23 protein-coding genes are annotated in these 26,011 nt (G+C 56.0%); 4 read left to right on the top strand and 19 right to left on the bottom strand.

The annotated features are described in order from the left end of the window. Positions 1 to 129: 129 nt before the first annotated feature. The 10 genes from DBV39_RS03180 to recA form a co-directional block, all read right to left on the bottom strand. Positions 130 to 738, bottom strand: a complete 609-nt coding sequence (locus DBV39_RS03180) for an LON peptidase substrate-binding domain-containing protein (protein ID WP_159078766.1) — start codon at positions 736 to 738, stop codon at positions 130 to 132. 19 nt (positions 739 to 757) lie between these two features. Beyond that, a complete protein-coding gene (locus DBV39_RS03175; RefSeq protein ID WP_108620325.1) occupies positions 758 to 2,362 on the bottom strand; it encodes a heme biosynthesis HemY N-terminal domain-containing protein in 1,605 nt (534 codons plus the stop codon). Beyond that, entirely contained in the window at positions 2,362 to 3,906 is a 1,545-nt protein-coding gene (locus DBV39_RS03170) for a uroporphyrinogen-III C-methyltransferase (RefSeq protein WP_108620324.1), read from the bottom strand. Before DBV39_RS03170 ends, DBV39_RS03175 begins: the two co-directional genes overlap by 1 nt. Positions 3,907 to 4,422: 516 nt before the next feature. Beyond that, positions 4,423 to 5,370, bottom strand: a complete 948-nt coding sequence (locus DBV39_RS03165; RefSeq protein ID WP_108620323.1) for a uroporphyrinogen-III synthase — start codon at positions 5,368 to 5,370, stop codon at positions 4,423 to 4,425. Next, positions 5,370 to 6,368, bottom strand: coding sequence for a hydroxymethylbilane synthase (gene hemC, locus DBV39_RS03160; protein WP_108620322.1), 999 nt, complete (start codon positions 6,366 to 6,368; stop codon positions 5,370 to 5,372). Before hemC ends, DBV39_RS03165 begins: the two co-directional genes overlap by 1 nt. Positions 6,369 to 7,016: 648 nt before the next feature. Then, the gene (gene sucD / locus DBV39_RS03150; RefSeq protein WP_108620320.1) at positions 7,017 to 7,898 is read right to left on the bottom strand and encodes a succinate--CoA ligase subunit alpha; all 882 of its coding nucleotides are present in this window, start codon (positions 7,896 to 7,898) and stop codon (positions 7,017 to 7,019) included. Positions 7,899 to 7,915: 17 nt separating this feature from the next. Next, complete coding sequence (sucC, locus tag DBV39_RS03145) at positions 7,916 to 9,076, bottom strand: ADP-forming succinate--CoA ligase subunit beta (RefSeq protein WP_108620319.1); 1,161 nt, start codon at positions 9,074 to 9,076, stop codon at positions 7,916 to 7,918. A 111-nt stretch (positions 9,077 to 9,187) separates the two neighbouring features. Then, positions 9,188 to 9,772, bottom strand: coding sequence for a DUF2889 domain-containing protein (locus DBV39_RS03140; protein ID WP_108620318.1), 585 nt, complete (start codon positions 9,770 to 9,772; stop codon positions 9,188 to 9,190). 246 nt (positions 9,773 to 10,018) lie between these two features. After that, on the bottom strand, positions 10,019 to 10,831 hold the full coding sequence (locus tag DBV39_RS20545; protein WP_159078765.1) for a regulatory protein RecX: 813 nt from the start codon (positions 10,829 to 10,831) through the stop codon (positions 10,019 to 10,021). Further along, entirely contained in the window at positions 10,791 to 11,858 is a 1,068-nt protein-coding gene (gene recA / locus DBV39_RS03130; RefSeq protein WP_108620316.1) for a recombinase RecA, read from the bottom strand. Before recA ends, DBV39_RS20545 begins: the two co-directional genes overlap by 41 nt. A gap of 519 nt (positions 11,859 to 12,377) precedes the next feature. Here recA and DBV39_RS03125 point away from each other — a divergent pair. Together DBV39_RS03125 and DBV39_RS03120 are read left to right on the top strand one after the other, a co-directional pair. After that, complete coding sequence (locus tag DBV39_RS03125) at positions 12,378 to 13,079, top strand: response regulator (protein ID WP_108620315.1); 702 nt, start codon at positions 12,378 to 12,380, stop codon at positions 13,077 to 13,079. A gap of 185 nt (positions 13,080 to 13,264) precedes the next feature. Further along, positions 13,265 to 14,620, top strand: coding sequence for a sensor histidine kinase (locus tag DBV39_RS03120; RefSeq protein WP_108623058.1), 1,356 nt, complete (start codon positions 13,265 to 13,267; stop codon positions 14,618 to 14,620). 807 nt (positions 14,621 to 15,427) lie between these two features. Here the strand turns inward: DBV39_RS03120 and DBV39_RS03115 are convergent. From DBV39_RS03115 to DBV39_RS03075, 9 genes are all read right to left on the bottom strand, one after another. Next, a complete protein-coding gene (locus tag DBV39_RS03115) occupies positions 15,428 to 15,934 on the bottom strand; it encodes a nuclear transport factor 2 family protein (protein WP_108620314.1) in 507 nt (168 codons plus the stop codon). Positions 15,935 to 16,078: 144 nt separating this feature from the next. Then, entirely contained in the window at positions 16,079 to 16,876 is a 798-nt protein-coding gene (locus DBV39_RS03110; RefSeq protein WP_227870789.1) for an SDR family NAD(P)-dependent oxidoreductase, read from the bottom strand. Beyond that, a complete protein-coding gene (locus DBV39_RS03105) occupies positions 16,873 to 17,415 on the bottom strand; it encodes a DUF3833 domain-containing protein (protein ID WP_108620313.1) in 543 nt (180 codons plus the stop codon). The genes DBV39_RS03110 and DBV39_RS03105 overlap by 4 nt, the downstream gene beginning before the upstream one ends. A gap of 14 nt (positions 17,416 to 17,429) precedes the next feature. Beyond that, on the bottom strand, positions 17,430 to 18,899 hold the full coding sequence (locus tag DBV39_RS03100) for an MFS transporter (protein WP_108620312.1): 1,470 nt from the start codon (positions 18,897 to 18,899) through the stop codon (positions 17,430 to 17,432). A gap of 12 nt (positions 18,900 to 18,911) precedes the next feature. Next, complete coding sequence (locus DBV39_RS03095; RefSeq protein WP_108620311.1) at positions 18,912 to 19,682, bottom strand: chalcone isomerase family protein; 771 nt, start codon at positions 19,680 to 19,682, stop codon at positions 18,912 to 18,914. Positions 19,683 to 19,793: 111 nt separating this feature from the next. Beyond that, entirely contained in the window at positions 19,794 to 21,014 is a 1,221-nt protein-coding gene (locus DBV39_RS03090) for an SAM-dependent methyltransferase (RefSeq protein ID WP_108620310.1), read from the bottom strand. A gap of 171 nt (positions 21,015 to 21,185) precedes the next feature. Further along, entirely contained in the window at positions 21,186 to 22,076 is an 891-nt protein-coding gene (locus DBV39_RS03085) for a DUF1365 domain-containing protein (protein ID WP_108620309.1), read from the bottom strand. After that, positions 22,073 to 23,407, bottom strand: a complete 1,335-nt coding sequence (locus tag DBV39_RS03080; protein WP_108620308.1) for an NAD(P)/FAD-dependent oxidoreductase — start codon at positions 23,405 to 23,407, stop codon at positions 22,073 to 22,075. Before DBV39_RS03080 ends, DBV39_RS03085 begins: the two co-directional genes overlap by 4 nt. Then, positions 23,400 to 24,002, bottom strand: coding sequence for a chalcone isomerase family protein (locus tag DBV39_RS03075; protein WP_108620307.1), 603 nt, complete (start codon positions 24,000 to 24,002; stop codon positions 23,400 to 23,402). Before DBV39_RS03075 ends, DBV39_RS03080 begins: the two co-directional genes overlap by 8 nt. Before the next feature lie 198 nt (positions 24,003 to 24,200). Here DBV39_RS03075 and DBV39_RS03070 point away from each other — a divergent pair, with 198 nt between their 5' ends. Continuing rightward, positions 24,201 to 24,842, top strand: a complete 642-nt coding sequence (locus DBV39_RS03070) for a TetR/AcrR family transcriptional regulator (protein ID WP_108620306.1) — start codon at positions 24,201 to 24,203, stop codon at positions 24,840 to 24,842. A 196-nt stretch (positions 24,843 to 25,038) separates the two neighbouring features. Continuing rightward, positions 25,039 to 25,941, top strand: a complete 903-nt coding sequence (locus DBV39_RS03065; RefSeq protein WP_108620305.1) for a recombination-associated protein RdgC — start codon at positions 25,039 to 25,041, stop codon at positions 25,939 to 25,941. Positions 25,942 to 26,011 lie beyond the last annotated feature (70 nt).

Raw genomic sequence — 26,011 nt, 5'->3', positions numbered from 1 at the left:
CGGACTTGTATCGAAGGATTTAAAACACGTTGCAGATCTGTTTCAGGCGCCATCTGTTCGCCAGGACCGCCGGCTTTGAGTTCGGGAATGAACCCGGTATCGAATGCGACGTCGTACCCGGTCCGGGTGTCAGGTCAGGTCCGGATCAGGACGGTCCAGTAACATTTTGACGATCGTCAGGCGCCTCAAGGGATCATCCTCATCCAGGATACTGACCTTCTGCTCGATGCCCAGATTGACCAGATGAGCCCACTGGTTAGCCACCCAGCCGCACTCATCCAGTCGATAAGGCCGGGTAACGGGTAGCCGATCTTCAATACCCTGACGCTGAGAGTCGGCGATCAGCGCGCCAAGGCGATCTGCCATTGGTTGCAGATCCGGCGGGATATCTGTCGCAAGATCAGGCTCAAGCATCTGGACCTCGGCATGCCAGAGACCTTGTCCATCCCGCTCACCGGAAGTCACCCTGAAACGGTCGCCACCGACGCAATGCACCGCCAGCAACCCTGGTTGCAATTCCCTGACTTCAACAATATGTGCCAGACAGCCGATATGAGTGAGCGTTTCGTCCACGCCTTCAACCTGCACCTCATAGCCATCCTGCAAAGTGACCACTCCAAACGGCACATCATCACGCTGACACTGATCAATTAGCGACAGATAACGCGTCTCGAAGACCCTGAGTGCAAGAATGCCGTCAGGAAACAGCGGTTGCGAAAGCGGAAACAAGGCAAGCATGGGCACAGTCAGCAGCGGTTCATTTCTTCTTGTCAGTGGCGTCTTCAGCCAGTTCTGACCGAGTTGTGGCGAGCGCAGGTGATCCGTCATATGGGATCGGTGCGCTATCAAAAAACTCGTGATATTCGTCGACAGTCTGGCTCGCTGCGGCTTGCGTCCGGGTCTGTTCAGCAGGCTCTCCACGATCAGATGGCGCTGCGCCTGAGTGGTCAGCCGATTTCATCACGCCACCTGAACCGGATGCCACAGAGCCCGACGCGCGAGGATAGAAGTCCTGGGCACTTGCGATTGAATCGCCGGTCGGATGATCCTGTCCATGATCACCATCTTCATCGACGGGCTCCACATACCCTTCAACATGGTGAATCTTGGGGTCGGCTGCAATGTCTGCCGCCGGCAGATGCACGTCCTGCGCCAGCACAGGCAGTGCCGCACTGACCGCCGTGGCAAGACGCCAGTGATTGGCCGCTTGCTGTGGCTTTCCGATGCGATCGTAAAGACTGCCCAGCAATGCATGAACACGTGCGTCACTGCGCAGGCGGCTCGCCTGTTCAAGATAACGCTGCGCCTGTCCCCACATCTGTGACGCCAGACAGAGTGCGCCCAGTGCTGTCAGCAGATCCGGATCATCTGGACGCTGGGTCAGCCAGCTTTCTGCTTTTTGCAGTCGCGGGTTGACCTGATCCGAACTGGCTCGCGCGTACGCCGCGAGCAATCGTCCATCAAAACTCTCCTTGATCGCCTGTTCGAGCAAGCGTGTTGCCTCTTTTTCTTCACCACTGGCCTGCAGACCCGCGGCACCTGCCAGAGAAACCTCCGGATACAAACGCTCTGGTGCTTTCAGTGACTTCCAGACTGCCTGCCATTGAACTTTGTCCTGAGTCTGGCGCAGCAGTGCCGCTGCACTGCGTTCGACGTAGGAACGCGCCTGCTGCGCAGTCAACGCGTCCTTTCGCAGCAACTCCCGCGCAATCTCCAGCACTTTGTCGTGCTGGCCGAGCGACTGATATGCACTCAGTAACAAGCGCATTGTGTGAACATGCTTCTGCGGATCAGCCTGGGACGCAGTCAGGGTCTCGATCGCCCGATTCGCCTGACCGTCCTGAAGCCACAAATCCGCTGCCGCAACCGCGACAGCAACACTCATTGCCTTGTCGGCTGCAAGCGACCGCGCACCGGTCTGGGCTCTGCTGATCAGTTCGTCGCGCCGGGTCCGCTCACCTAGTTCGTGTGCAGCACGGGCAGCACTGAGCTGAGCAAGAACCGTACGACGCCTCTCTTTAGAGTTATCCGCCAGTCGGCCGAGCACTTTCTCGGCATGGGCATATCTTCCTTCCAGTAGAGCCACCCAGCCCAGCTCAAGCTGAGACTGTTCAAATTTTTCCTGGCGGCCTGTTCTCCAGCCTCGATAGCGCTCAGGAACCTGGACGAGCCACGCAAACAGGCGAATCAGAAAATATACCGCTGCAAACACACCAATCGTGAGTAAGGCGGCAAACGCCAGCGAAACTTGCACCCGCCACTGCCCGACGACGATCAGTACGTTGCCGGGATAGGAGTGGATCACTACCGCCAGAAACACGGCCAGTGTGACAAGGAGAATTGTCCAGAACCAGGCACGCATCAGTTAGTCACTCCCGTATTGTCTGGTACGGCAATTGCCTGAGCGGTGACTGCCAGCGCACTCAGGCTTTCCGTGATAGGTTCGATACTCAAGGTGATCGGTGCACTTTGAAGTTCATCAGTCAGGCGCAGGGCTGTTCTGGTATCCAGGGAGTCCGGATTGTAGTAATTCTGCAGCACCGATCGCACTGACTTGAGGTCTGCCACCCAGATTTCGGGCTGCTGATTCAGCAACGCCAACTGGGCACTGAGCAACATCGAGCGCAGATTCGTACGTACCAGCATGGCCTGCTCTTCGGACAACAGCAACACCTGCGACTGGTCTGCCTTGCGGATCTGCATCAGATCGGAAAACTCGCGCGACACGACCTGCGCGGCCGTTGCTCCAGCCTCGCTAGCCTCGTCGAGCCAGCGTCTCCACCAGATCGATTCGCTTTCTGCAGTCGCTTGCACCTGCGGAGCGGCTTGCGTAGCGGGACCTTCTGCAACAGCGGCACCGCTCGCCGGGGCCGGTTCCTGGGCCATTCCAGACACCGGACTCAGTCCGGGCGCAACCGGATCAGGGATCTGCAGGGGCGCCTTCTCGGTAATGTCCACAAGTCGATTGAGCTTGGCTGCCAGCGCATCGATATTGACCTGAGGGGTTGAGCGCAACCGCTCAAGATCTGCCTGAACAGCCTTGAGCAGATCTCCGAACTGTTCCTGATTCTGATGACCTTCGAGCAGACTCTGTGCCGTCTCGAGTACCGCAATGGTGCTGTTGACGTTGCCAAGCAGAGTCAGTTGTTGCTGCGCCATGTTGAGCAGCCTTCTGATGTTACTCAGCACCAGGTTGTCATCGAGGCTGCGGCTCATCGACTGCCAAGCCTGGTCCATGGACGTCATCTCGCTACGTACCGAACGGATTTCACGCCCGAGGGCACCAAGCTTCTCTGCCTGGCTGCTACTGGCGGCCAGAGCAGTCTGCGCATCCTGCTGAAGACGATTGACAGTCCGGTCTGTCTGCTGCAATCGCGTAGCCACTTCCCTCGCTACAGCCTCAAATCGCTGGTGCTGCCACCACAGGGCAAGCCCCAGAAACACGACCATAACCAGCGCGACCGCGCTGACCCACGCAACGGTGTGTGTGGGGCTTGAGGAATTGCTGGACGATCCGCTTGAACCGGTCATGTTGGTATATCCGGCCTTGCCAGGCTTGTCAGAGTTTTCAGGGTTATCTGGCTTTCCGGGCAAACCAGATTTCGCGGCAGATGACTGCCCGGACTTGTCGGTGTCTCGGCCTGTTTGATTGCCCGCCTGCCTGACTGCTCCCTTTTCTGCGGGACTGACAGCACCGGCCATACTGCCTTTGCTGTCATCGCTATGCTTGCTGTCTGGCTTCAATGTGTCAGATCCCTGGGCGTTCAACGTGCTCGGCGCTCCCTGCTTATCCACTTCAGAGCTATCCGAGCCCAAAGACTTCGGATTACGCAATGCGTCCACCGGCTCATCGAGTGTCTTGCCACCTGGCGGATTGTTTCTGGTTTTATCTTGATCAGCTGTCATGGCTCTGATTGTAGACCTTTGCGAGTTGCAAGATAGACGAATCGTCTCTCGTGTAATGACCGGTAACGCACTCGCTTCACCGGCATACCTGCGTATCTGTTACATCTCGTATTCTAAACGTCGACGCCGGCAACCATGGTGGCACGCACTCAGTACAGCGTGTAATCCCCTATTCCTGCCCAGAGACACCATTGCGCAAGTTATCTCTGCGACGTGCCTCACGGATCTTATCGTCTCAGGCTCGAGAAAACCGGATTACTCGATCATTGCCACAAACAAGCAGAAGCAGCCTTGCCTTGATCGCGTGTGTCAACTCACGTGTGTCAATTCACGCGTGTCAACATTCGCCGGCATGACCACTGCTCGCGACGGAACATCTTTCGAATCAGGTCAACCGCCGTATTCAGCATCCTGGCAGCGGCTTCTGGCAACAAAAGCGACTCGACCATTCAAAATGGACAGTCACGAGAGCACCTACGCAAAGAAATCTTCGACATGACCGTCAACCAATCCGGGTCAAGAAACACTCTGGAGTCTGATCTGTTCGAATCCTTGTTCCAGGCTATCGTCATCAGGCTGACATATCCATACTGGCGTATTCTCTGGAGCTCGCGTATGCCCGAGCCACTGTACAGCGGGCTGAACCAGACGCTCGTGCGTTACGAGCACAGCCGCCGGATAAACGAGATGCAGCAATCCAGCCATTTTTAATGCCTGTGTACTGGCTTGAACACCATGCTGACTGGTGAAGAGCCATACCCCGCCGCTGGCCAGTTCATTCGTTCTGGACCACTGTCTAAGTGTCCATTCAGCCTTGGCGGAAACTGGCGCCACAATCCGCTGATAGCATTCCATCACCTCACACTGGGCACCATACGCTCGGATCTTGTCACGCAACCAGGTGCGCCCTTGCCGTCCGGCAACAATCAACACACGAGAGCAGTCACTCAGGCGAGGTTCCAGACGACGCCACAGCCCCTCTGAATCTTGTGAATCGTTTTTTTCTGGCGTCAAAATTTCAGGAGCCTGACAAGACGGCTGGGAAACATCTTCACCCGAACCGGGACGCAAGAGACCGGCTGCGAAGTCCCCTGCAATCGCCTGCGCCGTCCCCTGACCGACCACTGCGATCCTTGTCGATGCGGGCCAGCAAACGCCTGTACTGGCGCGATACAGACGCCAGGCGGTTCGACTGACAAACATTATCCAGTCAAACTGTTCAGGTCGAAACTGGACATTCAGAGTTGAATCACCAGTCGCGACTAGTTCGAGTGCAGGCAATGAAAGAACTTCCCAGCCCTGGGCATGCAAGCGCTGAGCCAGCGCCATCTGCCGATCTGCCGGACGGGTCAGAACGGCTCTGAGGGCCGGAAGCTTCAGTGGGAAGTCAGACGAAACCCGCGAAGATTCTCCACTGGAAGCACCCTGTGCGCTTGAGCCAGCTATCGGAATCGAAGGCAACATCAGTCGTCCTGCAGGTGTTCCTGCAACAACTGCGCCGCACCGTCATCAAGCAGGATACGAGCAGCCTGTTCACCGAGCTGGTTCGCTTGACTGACCGGACCGAATACGCTCGACTCCAGCACATCCGCCCCGTCAGGGCTGGCAACGAGAGCACGAACAAGGATGCCCGCATCCGTGATTGAATCCAGACCTGCATCAGCCGCGATCAATTCTCCGCCTTCTGACTGTAACGTCGCATGGGCAGCCAGTGGTACCGAGCAGGAACCACCCAGCACTCGAGAAACCGCACGTTCCGCGATCGAGACGGCTGTGCTGCGTTGACAAGCAAGTGGCATGAGCAGATCAACCATGTCCTCTCGCCCTGCGCTGACTTCGATACCAAGCGTTCCCTGACCCGCTGCAGGCAGACACAAGTCCACCGGGAGGATCATTCTGATTCTGGATTCGAGCCTGAGTCGCTGCAAGCCGATTGCTGCCAGAATAATGGCATCAAACTGCCCATCATCAAGCTTGCCAAGACGGGTATCAAGGTTTCCCCGCAATGGCTTGACCACGACGTCAGGGCGTCTGCGACGAATCTGGGCCTCGCGTCGCAAGCTTGACGTTCCCACCACAGCCCCGGCAGGAAGGTCTTCAATCGAAGCGTATTTGCCTGATACCCATGCATCCCTCGGTTCGGCTCGTGGCAGGATACAGGCCAGCGTGAACCCTTCGGGCATTACCACCGGGACATCCTTGAGCGAGTGCACGGCAAGATCGGCTCGACCGTCTGCCAGCGCATTCTCGAGCTCTTTGATGAACAAGCCCTTGCCCCCAACCTTTTGCAGGCTGCGGTCAAGAATTTCATCTCCACGCGTGCTCAGTTTAAGCAACGAGACTTCCAGTCCCGGATAGGTCTTGCGCAGGAGATCCTGCACATGCTCTGCCTGCCAGACAGCCAGCCTGCTTGCACGCGTGGCAATCACAATCGGGCGATCGGTAACTTTCGACAGCACCATCAGCGAATGTAATTCAGCGCGACGGTCAATACGATTCCTATCACGGCCAGCAACGCGAGCCGTTGCAGAATCGACATACTCGCTTTCTGCATTGCTTGTTCTTCAGACATTCTGTTTCCTTATCAACAAATAAGCAATGTCACAGCAAACATCTCGCAGAATTTCACCACGTAGAACGATCTGTGACACCGACAGCATAAGTGTAACCGCTCCCCCTGAGAAACACACTTGATCCAGCGCAAGACCGCAGAATGATCCGTGCGATGATCTGACGTGCCCGAGAACCAGGTGCACACCAGTCATTAACGCATCCCAGGCAAGCACACATCAGGTCAGACGGCATGAGCAAACGGGACACGAATGTCTCGACAAAATCCGATCCCGATACCTGCAGCGGATCCAGGTCAGAGCTGGATTTCTGGAGAGAAGCTCGAGAAGAAAAGCAGAACGCCGCAAATTCACGATGAACTTGCGGCGTTCTGCTTACGGTTGCAATCCATTGCGCGGCTGTGTGACCTAAACAGATCAGTTCAAGCAGATCAGTTCAAGCAGATCAGTTCAGTCAGGAAATGGACCTGGGACCTATCGAGAGCCCAGTCCAGCACAAATAGCCCGGACTGAGTTGCCGAATAGCATTACAACACTGGTTTACAGCACTGATTTGAGCAGCTTACCCATCTCGGAAGGATTGCGCGTAGTTTTCATGCCGCAAGCTTCCATGATCTCCAGCTTGGCATCCGCTGTATCTTCACCACCCGAAATCAACGCACCGGCGTGACCCATGCGTTTGCCAGCGGGTGCCGTCACACCTGCGATAAAGCCCACGACCGGCTTGGTCATGTTCTCTTTTGCCCAGCGTGCAGCATTGACCTCGTCGGGACCACCGATTTCACCGATCATGATGACGGCTTCGGTCTCGGGATCTTCGTTGAACATCTTGAGGACGTCCAGGTGCTTGAGACCATTGATAGGGTCGCCACCAATACCGACTGCACTGGATTGACCCAGACCAAGCTCAGTGACCTGAGCAACTGCCTCATAGGTCAGCGTGCCGGAACGGCTGACAATACCGATCTTGCCACGACGGTGAATGTGACCCGGCATGATGCCAATCTTGATTTCATCCGGAGTGATGAGTCCCGGGCAGTTCGGGCCGAGCAGCAGTGTCTTGCTGTTCATGGCAGCCATCTTGCTCTTGACCTCAAGCATGTCACGCACAGGGATGCCCTCGGTGATGCAGATCACCAGATCAAGTCCGGCTTCGACACCTTCCAGGATAGCGGCCGCAGCACCTGCGGGCGGCACATAGATCACCGAAACGGTGGCACCGGTTGCTTCCCTGGCCTCGGAGACGTTGGCATAGATTGGAATGCCTTCGAAATCCTCACCCGCTTTCTTGGGATTCACCCCCGCAACAAACGCTTCCTTACCGTTCGCATAATCACGGCACATACGGGTGTGGAACTGCCCCGTCTTGCCGGTGATACCTTGCGTAATGACTTTGGTGTCCTTGTTGATCAGAATCGACATATTGAAATCCCCGGCGATTATTTGGCGGCTGCCACGACAGCACTGGCAGCGTCTGCCATGGTGTCGGCACTGATGATCGGAAGACCCGACTCGGCCAGCATCTTCTTGCCCAGCTCTTCGTTGGTTCCCTTCATGCGAACCACCAGCGGCACGCTCAGGCTAACAGCCTTGCAAGCAGTGATGACGCCCTCTGCGATCACGTCGCAACGCATGATGCCTCCAAAGATGTTGACCAGAATGGCGCGAACATCATCGTTCTTGAGCATGATCTTGAAGGCCTCGGTGACTTTCTCAGCTGTGGCACTACCACCCACATCGAGGAAGTTGGCCGGCTCGCCGCCAAAGAGCTTGATCGTGTCCATGGTCGCCATGGCCAGACCCGCGCCGTTGACCAGGCAGCCAATGTTGCCGTCGAGCTGAATGTAAGCCAGGTCGAACTTGCTCGCTTCGATTTCAGCAGGATCTTCCTCATCCAGATCACGATAGGCAACGATCTCCTGATGGCGAAAGAGCGCATTCGAGTCAAAGTTGAACTTTGCGTCCAATGCAATGATGTCTCCGCTGCCGGTCAGGATGAGCGGATTGATCTCGGCCAGTGACGAATCGGTATCCCAGTAAACCTGATACAGCTTGCGGAACTCGGCAGCAGCCTTTTCGACTGATGCGTCAGGCACACCGATACCACGTGCCAGTTCACGCGCCTCGTCCTCGCTGAAACCTTTGAGGGGATCAACAAACACCTTGAGGATCTTCTCAGGAGTGCTGTTGGCTACTTCCTCAATGTCCATACCACCCTCGCTGGAGGCCATCACGCAGACACGCTGGGTGCCTCGATCAGTCACGATACCAACGTAGTATTCCTTCTTGATGTCCGCACCTTCCTCAATCAGCAAACGCCCAACTTTCTGACCGTCCGGACCAGTCTGGTGTGTGACCAGCTGCATGCCGAGGATCTCGCTCGCGAGCTGTCTGACTTCGTCTATGGAGCGAGCGAGCTTGACACCACCGCCCTTACCCCGGCCTCCGGCGTGAATCTGGGCCTTGACTACCCAAACTGGCCCACCAAGCTGCTCGGCGGCACTGACAGCTTCCTCAACGTTGAACGCCGGGATGCCACGGGGTACTGTCACGCCAAACTTGCGCAACAGTTCCTTGCCTTGATATTCGTGGATTTTCATGAGAACCCTGTCTATCGGTCGTTAATCTTGAAACAGCAACTACTCTCTTGTCGCCCATACGCAAGCAGTATGCCGGCCCGGACCGGCCAGGCAGGCTGCTCTGCATATCGACTAACTGCTTGACGATTCCGCCTCGCTTTCGCGCTTGAGCGGAACGTACCATTCGGGATGAAACTCGCGCACTACCGGACCGTGCTGACTCAACGCATGACAGCCGTCAACCTGAAACGGCTTTTTCCCGGGATCTTGCGCGGGTTCAGTCGATCGGAAACTGGCTCGTGTCTGCAAGGCCACGGTCGGCAGCAGTCCAGCGAGTTCGGTCATGTGAGAACAGCCGGCGGCTCGTGCAAACCGCACCTTGACAGCCTGCCTGAATCCTTTAAGAAGATTCATGCCGACCAGGTTGCTGTAGTCGGGCGCGATACAGGTACAGATTTCTCCGTAAGGAGCAGCATCATAGGCGGCAACGGCGGCAACCACGTTGAATGCCTTGTCAAACGTGATGCGGATATGCATATGGTGAAACGGCTCACCCGCATGCCGTGTACTGCCGTCGCGACGCTCAAAATCGTAGGATTTGGTGTCGATCAGCTCGGCATCAATATCCCAGAGTCCGTCATCGCGTTCGAATGAGTGAGCCCTGATGTATCTGTTGTGCATCGGGGAACGTGGGTAGTCGGGTGCGGGTAATGGCATGCGTGTCAGATAAAACTTCGATTAGTGATCAAGTATAGCGCGATCTTGCTGCATTGCACGAAAACTAAGACGTGGTTAACCACAGATTAACCCCTTCTGGTTCCGGATTTCAATGAGATCCGGTTAAATGCGCACAAATGCGAAGGATCACGCCCCCAAGACGCATAGTGTCGCATCTCGCAGCACCAGAATGAAAGACGCTGGCTTGAGACAGACACAAAATTGAACATCTGATCTGACCTTGCACTATTGACAAGCATCAACCAGTCGACTCGTCCGAATCACTGTCCACGTCAAAGTCTGGCTCGTATCGCCCCGAAAGGATCCGGGCAACAACATCCCCCCAAACCCCCGACTCGCCAAAAAACGTGCTTGCCGGGCATACTCGCGCGAGTCAGTCGGTAACCCCTTCTGTCCAAAACGCTTGCGCCAGACTTGCCAGGCTCTCTGCGGTTCTGAATCCTTGAGTCGATCCAGGCTTTCACGAATCAACTCATCATCAAGACCTCGCTCGCGCATCGAGTACGCAATCCGGCGACTACCGAACCGGCCACGGTGACTGTGCTCAAGCGCATGTGCGAACCGTGCATCGGACTGCCACCCCTCTCGTTCGAGTTCATCGAGCAACGCGTCAAGCACAGTCGAGTCGAACGGGTGCTCACCTGAGTCACTATCTGAATCACCAGTTGAACGTACCACTTCAGTCATGCCAGTCCTGGCATCCTCGTCGCGAATGCTCGCGCCAACCTCGAGATCACCGTCTTGCCTGGTATCAGACTGCGGCTTCAGAGACATCTTTCTCGCATAAGGGGAGAGTTTGCGGAACAATTCATCTCGCGAATACTCTCTGATGCTGAGATAGCGAACTGCACGCGCCTTGAGACTGATATCAGACCCCTTGCGTGCTTTCTTGTCCAGAGGCTTATGCCTTTCATTCAGAGACGGATCAGGATTGCCAGCCTTGTTCTGACCGGATTCATCACCGGTCAGTTCAGAAGCCCGGAGAACCCCTGGCGGATTATTCTTCGGATATTTCGGACGCATCTCTTGCCGGGACAACAGCCATTCTCTTGATACCGAACGACTCGCGCACCTTGTTTTCGATTTCGACTGCGAGCTCCGGATGCTCACGCAGGTACTCACGGACATTGTCTTTGCCCTGCCCGATCCGGTTCCCGCCATAACTGAACCATGAGCCCGCTTTATCGACCACACCGGCCTGCACCCCAAGGTCGATGATCTCACCCTGCCTGGAGATTCCGGCTCCATACATGATATCGAACTCGGCTTGTTTGAACGGTGGTGCGACCTTGTTCTTGACCACTTTGACGCGAGTTTCGTTGCCGATCATTTCATCGCCCTTCTTGATGGAACCGATGCGACGAATATCGAGGCGCACCGACGCGTAGAACTTCAGTGCATTGCCACCCGTGGTTGTCTCGGGACTACCGAACATGACACCAATCTTCATGCGGATCTGGTTGATGAAGATCACCATGCAATTGGTCCGCTTGATGGTCGCAGTCAGCTTGCGCAATGCCTGACTCATCAGTCGTGCCTGCAGACCAGGGAGAGAGTCCCCCATCTCGCCTTCAATTTCAGCTTTAGGCACGAGTGCCGCGACCGAGTCGATCACGATCAGATCAACTGATCCTGAACGCACCAGTGCATCTGCAATTTCCAGTGCCTGCTCACCCGTGTCTGGCTGCGAGATCAGCAGGTCTGTCAAGTTGACCCCCAGGCGCGAGGCGTATTGAACGTCCAGAGCATGCTCGGCATCAATAAAGGCGCACGTACCATTGATTTTCTGCATCTCGGCGATGACTTGCAACGTGAGTGTCGTCTTGCCGGAGGATTCCGGACCATAAATCTCGATCACCCTGCCGCGAGGCAGCCCGCCAACGCCCAAGGCGATATCAAGCCCCAAAGAGCCAGTGGAAACCACCTGAATGTCATGCTCGACCTCGTTGTCACCATAACGCATGATCGAACCTTTACCGAACTGCTTTTCGATCTGCGACAGCGCAGCGGCAAGAGCCTTGCTCTTTTCTGACCCGCCTCCCTGTTTGGAGGATTTATCGTCCATGAATACTCCTTGCCATGATTACATCTCGTTAATACGGTTACACAAATAGCTACGCAACGGACACACAAACGGACAGCGCGATTGACCGCTGCAGCCCCCCCATCGACGAGCCATCGAGAGTAGAAGAACTTTACTCGAAGCACATTATTGCACTTGCCACAGACTTCACATTGCCAAACAAGGCGCTGACCGCCCAGCCATGAATCAGCAGATTTTACATTTACTGTATAAACCAACAGTATAACTGAATCGTGACCTAATTCAACGTCACACTGGGCGAGAACCTTCACGAACGGGGGTCACTCCCAAGGACAAACACCTGAACAAACGATGGCCGGGTCCGGTACAGAATTCTTGATGACATAGAAGACGGGATTCTTCCATCCAGCAAGGTCATTTGCTTCCCGGGATGAGGCGGATCGTTGCAAGCGCACACCTACGCGGGTTAATGCCTGTAGGCAACGCCAGCGGCCTGTGCCAGAATTCCAGATTATTGACCTGTGTTTCCTATCTCGCACCATGAGAATACTGATCGCCGAAGACGACAACCTGCTGGCTGACGCGCTGACCCAGTCCTTGCGCCATTCAGGATACGCAGTTGACGCCGTAAGCGACGGACTGGCCGCAGACACTGCATTGCGCTCCCAGGAGTTTGACCTTCTGATACTGGACCTCGGGTTGCCAAGAATGTCAGGACTGGAAGTGCTGCAAAGTCTGCGCACGCACAACGCCATGTTGCCCGTACTGATTCTCACCGCCGCGGACTCCATTGAACAACGAGTCAGAGGACTGGACCTGGGCGCTGACGACTATATGGCCAAGCCCTTCGCACTCAGTGAACTTGAAGCACGTGTCCGGGCGCTGACTCGTCGCGGACTAGGTGCTGGCACGGCACTCATGCGGCATGGACGTCTGGTGTTTGATCAGGTCGGCCGGATCGCGCTGGTTGATGACAAGGCGCTGGACTTATCGGCCAGAGAGGTTAGTCTGCTGGAGATTCTGCTGCTGCGTGCCGGCAGAATGGTCAACAAGAGCCAGATCGTCGACCACCTGTGCCAGTGGGGGGAGGAAGTCAGTTCCAACGCCGTCGAGGTTTATGTGCATCGACTCAGAAAGAAACTTGAACCCAGCGGCGTACGAATTGCAACCGTTCGCGGACTCGGCTACTGCCTGCAGCGCGCAACCGAGGAGCCCGCCTCCGTTCAGGGATCAACAGCCTGAGACGATCTGAATTGAACCGTACTGTCATCCCTCCTCCAGAACGTGTTGCCAGCGATGAATCAAAGTATCCGCCAGTAAACACGCCGATCAGCACACAATCAAAGTCTTCAACCGAGGGGTTCGAGCCAGCAGACAGTGGCCCGCGCGTACATCGCCGCTCGCTACTCGGGGAGATTCTGGACTGGATGCTAGCTCCGCTTTTTCTGCTCTGGCCCATGAGTGTGGCAATCACCTACCTGGTTGCACAGGACATCGCGAATGCACCTTTCGACCGGTCGCTTAACAACGCACTGGAGCTTCTGGAGCACCAGATCGAATGGGCGGAACCACTACCCGCCCTGACACTGAGTTCTCCTACCAGAATTGCCATGCGCACACGTGAGAACGAGGGCATTTTCTGGAAAGCCCAGGTCGTCGGCGGGCCGATCATCAGTGGAGAAAGCGCGCTACCCTCACCCGACATGCCAGAGAACTGGGGACCAGGCGATGTCTATTACCGTGACGAGTCAGTGAGCGGCTACAACCTCAGACTGGCATATACCTGGGTTCAGTCTCCGCTCAAACCGGCGACGAACATCCTGCTGGTTGCAGCCGAAGGCACTGAAAGCCGGGCGGAGCTGGCCAACAACATCATCAAGGGTGTCATCATCCCCCAGTTCCTGGTACTGCCACTGGCGGTACTACTCGTCTGGTTCGGGCTGTCACGAGGGATCGCGCCCATCAATGCACTTCAACAACGATTAAGGTCGCGCAGACCGGACGACCTATCCTCAATCGAGGACACATCGACACCGCTCGAGATCACTCCACTTGTTGTTGCCATGAATGATCTGCTTGCCAGACTATCAGGGAACATCGAATCGCAACGTCGCTTTGTCGCGGACGCAGCGCACCAACTCAAAACTCCGCTGGCTGGCTTGCGCACGCAGGCAGAGCTTGCGCTCAAAACGGCAAGTGACGCCCAGACTCAACAGAATCTGCACAAGATCGTGGCAAGCACTGAACGAGCAACCCGCCTGATCAATCAGCTACTCCTGATGGCCAGTGCCGAACATCCTGAAAAGGTCGAACGCCAGCCTATGGATGTCGGTTCGCTCGCACGTCAGGTATGCGAGCAGTGGGTACCGGACGCACTTGAAGCAGGCATCGACCTGGGTTACGAAGGCCCCGAGTTTCCGATCATGATCCAGGGACAGTCAATCTTGCTCACAGAGGCTCTCAACAATCTGATCGACAACGCACTGCGCTACGTTCCTGACGGAGGCCATGTCACGATTGGCGTAAATACAACACTGGGGCAGGTGGAGTTGTTCGTGCGCGACGATGGCCCTGGCATTCCTGCGGCAGACAAGGGGCGCATATTTGACCGTTTCTATCGTGTACTCGGATCGACTGCACACGGCAGCGGTCTTGGGCTTGCGATTGTCAAAGAGATCGCCCAGCGACATCAAGCGGAGCTACGGGTCGAGGACGCAAATCCTGGACAAAAACCGTATGGAACCCAGTTCACGATCACTTTTGACAGAATCCTCACAGAATAACTTGCAACAAGTGAGTTATTGACGCAACGTATCACTATGTCTTGCTGATAGAACATGTCAGAAGTGCTGATAGTTGTGCTGGGCAATACTCGTATCAGCATAGACGCATTGACTGTCAGTTACCTGTCAGGTTCATGAACTAATATTTAGGCTAGATGTTTTGCAAATTGGAAGCCTTGGTTATAGAATACTTTCAGTCACAAAACATAGCTTAGCCAGAAACTGATTCTCTCGAACGGTCCAGACCCTGCAAACGGGATATCAAGACCGATAAGACAGATGGTTATGGCATGGTTTAGTCAGGGTTAGCTGTAGTGCCGGTGGTGAATGCAGATGTGGCTTGATGACACACTTGCCTGGTTGGACACCAGGATGAACCCCGACACGAGGTCAGTCCTGCCTGCTGCTCTGGAAGACAGGGCGGCTGATTGAATTCAGATCGAAATCAGAGCAACACCTGATCGATCGAACGGTCCCCCGCCGGATGGGACTGCTGCACCCTACCGGCTTTTAGGCCCCTCCAGTGCTGGAGGGGCTTTTTTTTACCTGAATTTCCCGCATCACATGCAGGCGACAAGGCTTCACGCAGCCCGGTTCTTACCGGAGAAAAATGGGTAGTTCCAACCGCAACCCCCGGGAGCAAGTCGTTAAACGCTGACTACCAGGCCACGCACCGCAAGACATGCGGGCCAGCGATGCTCTGACGTCTTTTGAAACAGCGTGAAGATTGCTCTGTCCTGATGTGTGATTCGAACAAGTGAGCTGACTTGTCTTATCTGCCAGAAATGCACAGGCACAAGACACACATCACGCGTCAGAAAGCAAACCCGGTGTCGCCATTTTCCTGCGCAGCACGCGCAGTACCGTACCAAGTACTGGTAATCGCTCGTAAACGCCTTGAGAAACATCCCAGAAATCGCGGTGTCTGGAGATTAAGCCTCGCTCATCAAGGTCAAACCAGGTTGTACCTTCAAACTCGATCGGACGCCCGCGCCAGCTAAACTGAAACATCCATACAACGCACAGGTGACTTGCCTGCTCGACTGATTCAGTCACCGTAAACCTGGGATTCTCCAGAGATTCGAACATGTGCGCATAAATCTGTCTGATCGATCTCAAACCGCTGACGTCATTGAAAGGATCCCGAAACCGGGCGTTCGGGCCATAGACCGTGGCTATACTGTCCAGCGTATCAGGTCTGAGCGCTTCAAACCAATCGATGATACGGTGTGCTCTAGCCGACTGCTCTTCACGCTTGACTCGCTGGCCAGTACCGGACGTCTGGCTAGAGCCCGAAACCATTCTATCAACCATGTCGATACTCCCACAAAGCGCACATCGCGGTGCACATCACATTGCACGCACTTACGCATACTTCCATGTACATGCGTTTATTGACATGCGCCTATTAAATTGCACGACAGCATCCCTGCCCTTGCATGGAACAAGACCAATCGACTAAGCCCTGGTTACACGGTTAAGCAAGGCGAACCGGATGCGATATGGCAGTCTGCTCACAAGCCGGAGTACATTGGCAAAGCCGGTCGGAAACCGGATTTCAAACAGCCCCCTGGCAAATCCCTTCAGAATGGCCTGTGCGGCAGCCTGCGGTGTCATCAGTCCAGGCATCTCGAAATCGTTGGCCTGCGTCATCGGGGTTCTAACGAAACCTGGCGAGATGAGATAAACCGATACACCCTTGGGAGCAAGTTCCAGATACAGCGTTTCAGTCAGATTCTGCAACGCCGCTTTGGTGGCTCCGTAGATGATCGCTCTGGGCAAGCCGGTATAGCCCGAGATGCTCCCTATCATGGCGATCCCGCCATGCCCCTGTGCGATCAGCCGCGGAGCCAGTCTGGCAGCCGCCCGATAGGCACAAACAACGTTCAGATCATAGCTCGCCTGAACTTTCTGAAGATCCAGATCCCAGACGTGCCGGGGATCATAACGAGCTGCACCGAAAACGACCAGATCGATCTCGCCAAACTCGCGATCAATCCGCTCGAGTGCCTGATCCCAGGATCGTTCGTCCAGGACATCCAGCGGCACGACAAGCGCGTGTTCATAATCTTGGGCAATCCCCTCCAGCATGGACACTCGCCTGGCCGAAATGGCCACTCTTGCCCCCTGCTCGAGCATTGCGCTCGCCAGCGCTGCCCCGATTCCACTTGACGCACCAATGATCCAGACCTTGCGACCTGACCAGTCTGTCACCGGCGCATTCAACTTACGCCAGATGCTAGCGAATATGCTCACGAACCGGGCTCCCGTTTGCGAAACAGTAGCGACACTTCACCCAGTCTGAATCCGTACTTCGACATGACTGAACGATTCATCATGGTATTGCCATCCATGAGCCACATCCAGTCGTCAAAGTCAACGTTGTAGACCTTTCCGTCAACCGGCAGTTGCAGGACATACTTCCAGTGCAATGCATTACCCGCTACCTTGCCAATCGCAACGCCTTCGACATCATCGGCCGTACCGTGCCAGGTGCCATCCGCCTGCTGGCTGAGTTTCCATAAGCGGCGCGACTTCTCACCATCCGCGTAGGTGAAATACTCATCGAGCTGGCCCTCGGTCGGACTTTCCCATGTGCCAATGATCTCGACATGAAAGCGCCGGGCAAGCTCGCCGTTGCGTTTCTGAAAAATGCCCCAGGCATCCATCTTCCCGTCAAAGAATTCCGACATGACGAGCCTGGGCTCTTCACTGGCGTACTGTTCGACATCAACGCTTGCGCATGCCGTCAGAACAGCTGCGCTGGTTGCAGCCAGTATGGATTTGAGTTTCATGCTTTGGCTCTCCCTTAATCAGTACGTGAATGGATAGATATGTTTTTTGGCGATTGCCGGACCGTGTCCGGACTGAGCAGTCTGCGCCCGAGACAGACTGCTGCCACTGCCTTGAAAACAATCGGCATGAAGGCGTAGACAAGTGCCAGCGATGTGGCGCTTGCCGGCTGTCCGGGCTCGTACCCAAGCGCGGCCAGCACGGGTAGCGACACCCCGGCTGATACCGCCAACGCAAATTTGGCGACGAACGCCCAGACCCCGAAGTAAAGCCCCGTACTGCCACGTTGCTCTGGCCGGATCGCATCGGCCAGCATGGCCGGGGGCAATGCCAGATCCACGCCCAGTGCAGTGCCGGTCAAGACACAGACGAACAGATAAGCAATGGTGTCGCCTGTGCCTAGAAACGCAGCCAGACAAAGCCCCACTCCAGCTATCAGCGATCCAAGCGCCCAGGTCCGGGCCTTGCCCAGACGGTCTGAGACCCGGACCCAGAGTCCAAGCGCCGTCAGTCCCGCCAAAAAATACGCGCCCAGAAACAGCCCGACCTGGGCAGGCCGTTCAATCACATCTTCGACATAGAACAGGATCAATGTCGCCGGCAATGCCGCCGCCGTTGCGTTAAACAGATAAAACGCATAAAGGCGCCACAACCAGCGATCCGGACCAACGGTCTGACGACCTAACGCGGCCCGCCAGGGCGCCAGCATCCGGGCCCATCGTCCTCGTTCTCGTCCTCCTGCTCGTACTCGTCCTGCCTGAGCAAAACCGTCGTTACCGGTATGCTGAAGCTGGCGCCGGTCTGCGTTGATTTCAGGAGTGAAGACGATCCTGGGGCGCGGCGACCCCAGCAACGTGATCAGCACAGTGACCGCAAGAATGGCAGCAAACACCCACGCAAATGCGCCGTAAGCGCGCTCGGGACCATCGCTTGCCGCCCAGACTGCCGGCAGGATAGACGCCACCACCACACCGACCACACCGGCGGCTTCACGCCAGCCAGTAACGCGAGCGCGGGCACCGGTGTCGTCCGTCAGTCTGGCACCCCAACTCAGGTAGCACACGTTCATCAGACTGTGAGCCGTGTACACCAGCACGAGTGCTGCCACCATCCAGAGAACAATCGACGTTTCACTCAGCCCGTCCGGCACATGAAACAGCAGGACAAATCCCCCTGCCAGCAAAAACGCACCTGCGATCAACAGCCCGCTCCATCCGCGCCGGACCCCACTCAGCCAGTCCACCAGTTGTCCGATCAACGGATCCTGAACAGTGTCGACCAGACGCACGGCGAACAGTGCAGCGCCAAGCATGCCGAGACTGACACCCAGCGTATCCCCATAGAACTTGGGTGCGATCATGTAGATCGGCAACATCGCCATGGCAAGTGAAAAAGACAGTGCACTGTAGGCCGCAAGCCCGGCGGCAGACGGCAGCCTCTGGAGATCTGGCGTGCCTGATGCTGAGCGCGATGGTCTCGGATTCACGTGAGCCGGCCCTTAGTCCGACTGCCCAAGCAGCTCGGCGCGCAAGTCAGGATCACTGGTGCGATGATCCAGCCAGATCGCAAAAAATGCCTGTGCCAGCGCGTCATCCAGTCTTCCCAGCCTGACTCCTTCATGAAAAATCCCGCTGCCCCGCCCCGGAACGTAAACGCCAGTCAGCACATCGCCCGCTCGCACGTCCATCAGGGCCCCATGGAGCTGGGCTTTCCAGTCAGGGTGCTGGTCGACATCCACACCCAGAGCCTGCATCTGGTCAAGCGACGCATCAATGATCTGGTCACGGCTAATGGTTCTCGCGTACCGTAATTCCAGTGCGAAAGGCTCGTCAGGCTGATAGCGACCGTTGGGCGCCAGGAGCGTGGCGTCGTAGATCAGGAATCCGAAGCGACGAAACTGGCCCTGTCCAACTCGCCGGGCGTGCGGAACCAGTGCATGCCAGCCAAAGGCCGGGGTCTGACTCAGCGCGTCGCCTGCAACGGGGTCGCCCCCGGACGCCCGGTCGTGGCCGGAAACTCCGTTCGCACGATCCTGATTCGCGAGTTGTGAACCTGATGCCGGCATCGCAAGGCCAGCCAGGCTTGCCAGCACAGCAGCGCCTAGCACCTTTTTCAAGTTCGGTGCTATCAGTGCAAGAGAAGACACACACCGCAAGAAACCGTCATTGGCTTTTTCCAGAATTGCGGTTGCGATGGCGCTAACCAGGGTATTCTGCTCGCGCACTCCACTGACCTCAGGCTGCCCCTGCACGCTGGAATGTCTTTGCATGGTGATCTTCTCCTTACCCGTCAGCACACAGTAGTGGTGACTGGAACATTGCGTTCTTACTGGCTCGCCGCGTCAAGCGACCGCGTCCGGCAAAGAAATGAATAAAGGCCATCAAGCATGCTTGGCCAGAACCCATTGCTTGACATCAGTGCGTCCTTCCCGAAATCCAGCTTCGCAATAGGCCAGATACATGCGCCAGATCCGCATGAAGGTGTCATCGAACCCTTGCGCCTGAATGTCTTCCTGGTGTGTGTCGAAGGCTTGCGCCCACAAGGCCAGTGTTTTTGCATAATCGATACCAAAACTGAATCGATCCTGCACATTCAGGCCCGCGTTGTCGGCCAGAGACTCGAATCGCGATGGGCTGGGCAGCATGCCGCCCGGGAAAATGTATTGCTGAATGAAATCAGTGCCACGCACGTATGCATCAAAATGGGCATCCGCTATATCGATTGTCTGGATAACCGCTCGCCCACCGGGCTTCAGACGATCGCGAATCACTGAGAAGTAACCGGGCCAGTGACGAAGGCCCACTGCCTCGAACATTTCGATCGAAATGATGTGGTCGTACTGACCTGTGATATCACGGTAGTCGCAGATCGAAAGATCAATCTGAGCAGCCAGCCCTTCGCGTCTGACCCGCTCTTGTGCCCATGCTAGCTGCGCGTCTGATAGCGTGACGCCTTTGACTTTCAAACCTCTTCGAGCGGCACGCACAGCGAGTTCACCCCAGCCGCACCCAATCTCGAGCAGTGTCTGGCCCGGCTGGATGTCGAGTTGGTCCAGCATACGGTCGTACTTCGCTGCCTGTGCATCGGGCAGACTGCGCTGGTCATCCCCTTCAAACAGTGCTGCGGAATAGCTCATCGACCCGTCGAGCCATAGACGGTAAAAGTCATTCCCGAGGTCGTAATGTGCAAGGATGTTGCGACGGCTACCGCGGCGGCTGTTGTCTCGCAGCACCCAGTGCCCAAGCTGACGCAGCAACAGCGCCCACCAACTACCGCGCACCACATTCACCGAATCCTCGTTACGGATTGCGAGCCTGAAGAGTGACATCATATCCGGGCAATCCACCCAGTTGCGTCGGACGCACTCCGCAAACCCGACATCGGCCTGTCGCATGATGAGCGATGCTGCCCGCCAGTCACGGATCTTGAGCTGGGCGTGTGGCAATGCCCCTTGCCTGCCGAGCAGCATGAACCGGCCCTGCGGATCGATCAATGTCAGAGAGCCTTCTGAGATCCTTGACAGCAATGAGACAAACGTACGGGCAGACCAGGGCAGCGTCTGGACGGACAGTGTGTTGATCGAAGCTTCATTGACATTCATTAAATGAACCTCGGGTATGGTGAAGTGAAGTAATGTGAAGTGAAATGAAGTGAAGTCAGGTGTGAAATCTGGGTCAATGTGTCTGGACCTGACGGGACTGAGGTCGGTTTGGTCGTTTTTGCCTGGTCTGTCGACACATTGGCAAGCACGGCATCAGTAGCGGCAGTACGGTCATGGCACATTGCGGGTCACCTCTTCTTGCGGTGGCGCAGGCAACCGGTGAAACGCTGCCCCTTTGCGCCATAATTTGAAGGCATGCCAGTGGATGCGGACCATCACGCCAAAGGTCATGAATGGCATACGCATGACTGCACCGAGCACGCGTCTTGTGGTCCACGATTGCGGTTCGACCGTGATTGCCGTTCGCAGCAGCGCTACATCACTGGCGTCATCATCAAAGAAATCGATCGCCATGGACTGACGCGCGGAAGTTGATTCAGCCAGTGACATGGCACGGTTCGAGATAGAGGGTGCCGTTGCGAGGGGAGCCGTGATCTGGCCCTGGTATCGAAACCGGTAGTGCCCCTTGATCTCGCAGAAGGGAGACACATGGAAGACTTTGCGACAGAACAGGTCGTCACCCTGTCCAATAACACCGTGATCAGGTGCCTGCAACACATACTGGTGGCTCTGCCCGAAGGTGTTATTCACTTCGGCCAGAATCAGCTTCAGGTCCCCCTGACGGTCATGCATCATCCAGAAGCTGACCGGGTTAAAGACGTAGCCAAACACCCTTGGAAAGCACTGCAACCAGGTTGCACCACCAGGATGCTCTAGTCCGGCTGTACGTAAGGTGCGCTCCAGCCACCCCATCAGATCAGTGCCCTGACGATCTCCGTGATCGGCACTCATAAAGCTGACCGGGCGGCGGCGATTCACGCCAAACAGCCATGAGCCGCCTGATGACGCATGAAACGCCACCTGATCAAGCTGATCAACCCGCAACTGCATGCAGAACAGCTTGTAGACAAAGGCGTGGATAAACGGCTTTTGCCGCTTGTGCATGACCACGGCACGAGCAAAGCGGATCAGGTTGTCAGACGCCGGTAACTCATTGCTCATGCCACAACTCCTGCCCACGGCGGTTCAATCCCGAAGTCCCGGGCAACGGCGATGGCTGACTTCAGTCCGTCCTCATGAAATCCATAGCCACACCAGGCCCCGCAGAACCAGGTGCCCAGTTGCCCCTGGATCACACCAAGCCGCTGCTGGGCCCGAATTGCAGGCAGATCCATGACCGGATGTTCGTAATTGAAACGCCGGATGACACGGGACTCATCAATCGGGCGGTGACTGTTGAGGGTCACAATCACCGGAGTCGTGAATGGCAACGGCTGCAAGCAGTTGATGAGATAACTGACAGCGACTGCATGAGCATCATCACGTGACGGCGTGGACAGATAGTTCCAGGCCGACCAGACTTTCTTGCGTCGGGGCAACAGTGCTGGATCCGTGTGCAGAACGGCTTCATTAGGCTGGTAACGGACAGCCCCTAAGATGTCACACTCCTGATCGGTAGCATCGATCAGCCCCAGACTGGTGGGCGCATGACACGCCATCACAACAGCGTCGAACACCTCGGTCGAACGGGCGGTGCGAACGACGATACCAGCGCTCTGCTGTCCAGACTCTGCGTTGATCAGGTGACGACGACTGATTTCCAGCACCGGGCAGTCAAGCCTCGCATCCTGAATCGACTTGAGCATTGCCTGAACGTAGACTCGCGAGCCACCCAGCACGGTGCGCCACTGAGGCCGTCCTTCGATCTGCAATAACCGGTGATTCAAACAAAATCGCAGAAACGTCGCGGCCGGAAACGACAGAATGTCACGAACAGAGGAGGACCAGATCGCCGCTGCCATTGGCAGCAAGTACCAGTACTGCATCGCCCGCCCGTAGCCATGGCGCTTGAGCAATTCCCCAAGCGTGATATCTGGCTGGTTCGAACATTCCAGAAGATACTGGTTCGCGTTGCGGTTGAACTTGAGTATCTGGCTCAGCATCACGATAAAACGAGGATTGAACATCAGGCTCTTCTGGGCAAAGACTGTGCCCAGGTTCGAACCTGCCCATTCAATGTCTGGCTCCTCAATTGATACACCGAATGACATATCGCTTTGATGGACAGGTACGCCAAGATGCTCGAATAAAGCAATCAGGTTGGGATACGTGAGGTCGTTATGAACCAGAAAGCCGGTGTCAACCGGATGCGTGATGCCGTCGACCGTGACATCCACCGTGTTGGAGTGTCCGCCAAAGTACGACCCCGCTTCGAACAAAGTCACCGAGTAGCGCCGGGACAGGAGCCAGGCGCTCGCAAGGCCCGCAATGCCCGAGCCAACAACTGCAATCCGGCTGCCGGGCGAGGGAATGCGCGACTTGCCCTCAGTCATCACTTATCCCCAGCAGCGCCTTGCGCAAGGACTGCCCCTGAGTTCTGGGATCAAGCCAGATCGCTGCAAATGCTTGTGCAAACGCCGGATCCTCCACGCAGCCCAGGTGCTTGTTACCGTCAAAGAATTCAACTTTCTGATTCGGGTAAAAAAGGCCTGTCAAATGGTCGCCCAGCGCGACATCAGGCAACAGCCCGAGGAGCAAACTCCTCCACTGCTGATGCTGTTCTGACGAACCGAATCCGAGCCGCTCGAACTGTTGCACGGATGTGTCGGCAATCTGCTGAGCGGTTACTTTGCGCAGATAAGACAGCAACAAGGCGTAGGGCCTTCCAGAATCGACAGTTCCTTGAACAAACAGGCTGGCACGGTACAGACGAAACACGCTCCAGCTGAAGACACCACAACCACTGAGTGTCCAGGTTCCCGGCTCAAATGCCTGGACGTGCCTGGGTAGCTGCTGCGCCTGGGACGGAGTCTGCTCACCGGACTGCGCCGCTGCCGCCCCCTTCTGATCAGACTCGCGCGAGTCCAGAACCCCTTTACCGGCTGCAGATTGATCGTCAAACGATGTGGATACAGGCATAATCGACATTTACTCTCGAGTAGCAAGACGACCATCAGGTTTTAGACAGCAACTGCATCATTTCTGTAAAAACTTGGGTCTCTTTAAATTGAACTAATCAGTTCAAACAAATACTGATCAGTATTTGTTTGAACTGATTAGAAACCATTTTTGTGGGATACACAAGCTTTTTGTGTGTCCATGTGTTTTTTACAAGAGGCAGCAAACATGCCAACGCCAGCAGCCAGAAAGAAGGCCTCATTCAAGGCACAACAATTGAAGTTCCGGGAAGACGCGATTCTGGACGTCGTCAACCGTCTGCTCGCCCAAAAAGGGTTTGACCTGATGACCATGGATGAAGTAGCTGCTGAAGTGGGCATCGCCAAAGCCAGTCTTTACAAACACTTTGCATCCAAAGAGGCGCTTGCTGCGGCGTCTATGACACGGTTTCTGGATGACTCGCTCGAGGTTGCCAACTCCCTGTCCGAGCATCTGTCCGCAATTGAAAAGCTCAAGGCTGTCGTTCGCTGGGCCGTGCGCATTCACCTTAGCGGCACCATGCCCTCGCTACCATCAACCCGTTCCAGCATTCAGCAAACATTGATCGAGCACCAACCCTATGTGGAGCGTCTGACCCGGTTGACCGAAGTGCTCGGGGAATGGATTGAACAAGCGCAAGCCAAAGGTGACCTGTCAGCCTCACTGCCTGCCGAAGTCATTCTCTACACGATTTATTCGCGCTCATGTGACCCGGTTGCGGACTTTCTGAAAGCGGGCGGCGCCTTCAGTGACGATGACATTGTTGAATTGCTGATTCACACTTGTTTCGAGGGCATGACCAAACCGCCACGAGTACCGAACCGAGAGTGAGCAAGCTTCGCAGTTGCGTGCAACGGCGCCCTGTTTGCCCGCGTTGCGAGGCATGTGCCGCTACATCGCAAGCCGATTACTGAATCATTGACAATTCGTACAACCACTATCTCGCCGTGGCGAGCGTTCCGAATTGGAGCTGCGCCCGGCTTGAACTACACTTGAAGCCTTTTTTCGTGGGTATTGGATAGGCATCATGTGGTTCAAGAATCTCAAAGTATTCAGACTGTCGGCTCACTGGGCCAAGCACTGGGATGAAATCGATCAGGCGCTCAGCGCGCATCGATTCACACCAGCAGGCGATCTGTCAGCTGTTTCTCAGGGCTGGGTTCCGCCCCGGGAGGACGACGACCGGCTGGCCGTGAATGTGTCAGGTCAGCTCTTGCTGGCCATGCGCATGGAAAAGAAGCTGTTGCCTGCCAGCGTCATCAACCAGGAAGTCAAGGCACGGGCGCAGATCATTGAGGCCGAGCAAGGCTATCGTCCTGGTCGCAAACAGATCAAGGATCTCAAGGAGATGGTCACCGAGTCTCTGATGCCACGCGCCTTCACCATCGCACGCGACGTCAGACTGTGGATCGATCCGGTCAACCATTGGCTGGTGATTGACGCAGCCGCGTCTTCGCAGGTCGAGGAGGTCCTCTCCGCGCTGGGAAAAGCCATGCATCCCTATCCCGTTGAGCCACTCAGACTGAATCAGTCCACAGCCAATTTGATGACCAGCTGGCTGATTCAGGGTGAGGCACCGGATGGATTCACGATCGATCCGGACAGTCAGTGGCAATCCGGTGGAGACAGCGCAGGCGTGATTCGCTACGCCAAACATGCTGTATCGACCGATGACATCACTCGTCACGTGGAAAACGGCTACCAGTGCACACGCCTGGCGCTGACCTGGCAGGATCGAATCAGCTTCGTACTCACTGATACTGCGGATTTCAAGCGCGTCAATCCTCTAGACATTCTCGAGGAACGTGCCAAGGCGGATGGTGCCCTGAACGAGGCCGAGAAACTCGATACAGACTTCACACTCATGACCTCGGAGCTCAATCACATGCTGGCCGCCATCATGGAAGTCCTGGGCGAAGAGCGAGAGTAATAGCGTCTACCCGACCTCCAGGCGTGCGGCCTGAACGTCGGGTTCCTGACTCCATTTTCTTTCACGCAAC

Source organism: Orrella marina (assembly GCF_003058465.1).
Classification (GTDB): domain Bacteria; phylum Pseudomonadota; class Gammaproteobacteria; order Burkholderiales; family Burkholderiaceae_B; genus Algicoccus; species Algicoccus marinus.
This window is presented reverse-complemented; position numbering and strand designations above follow the sequence as displayed.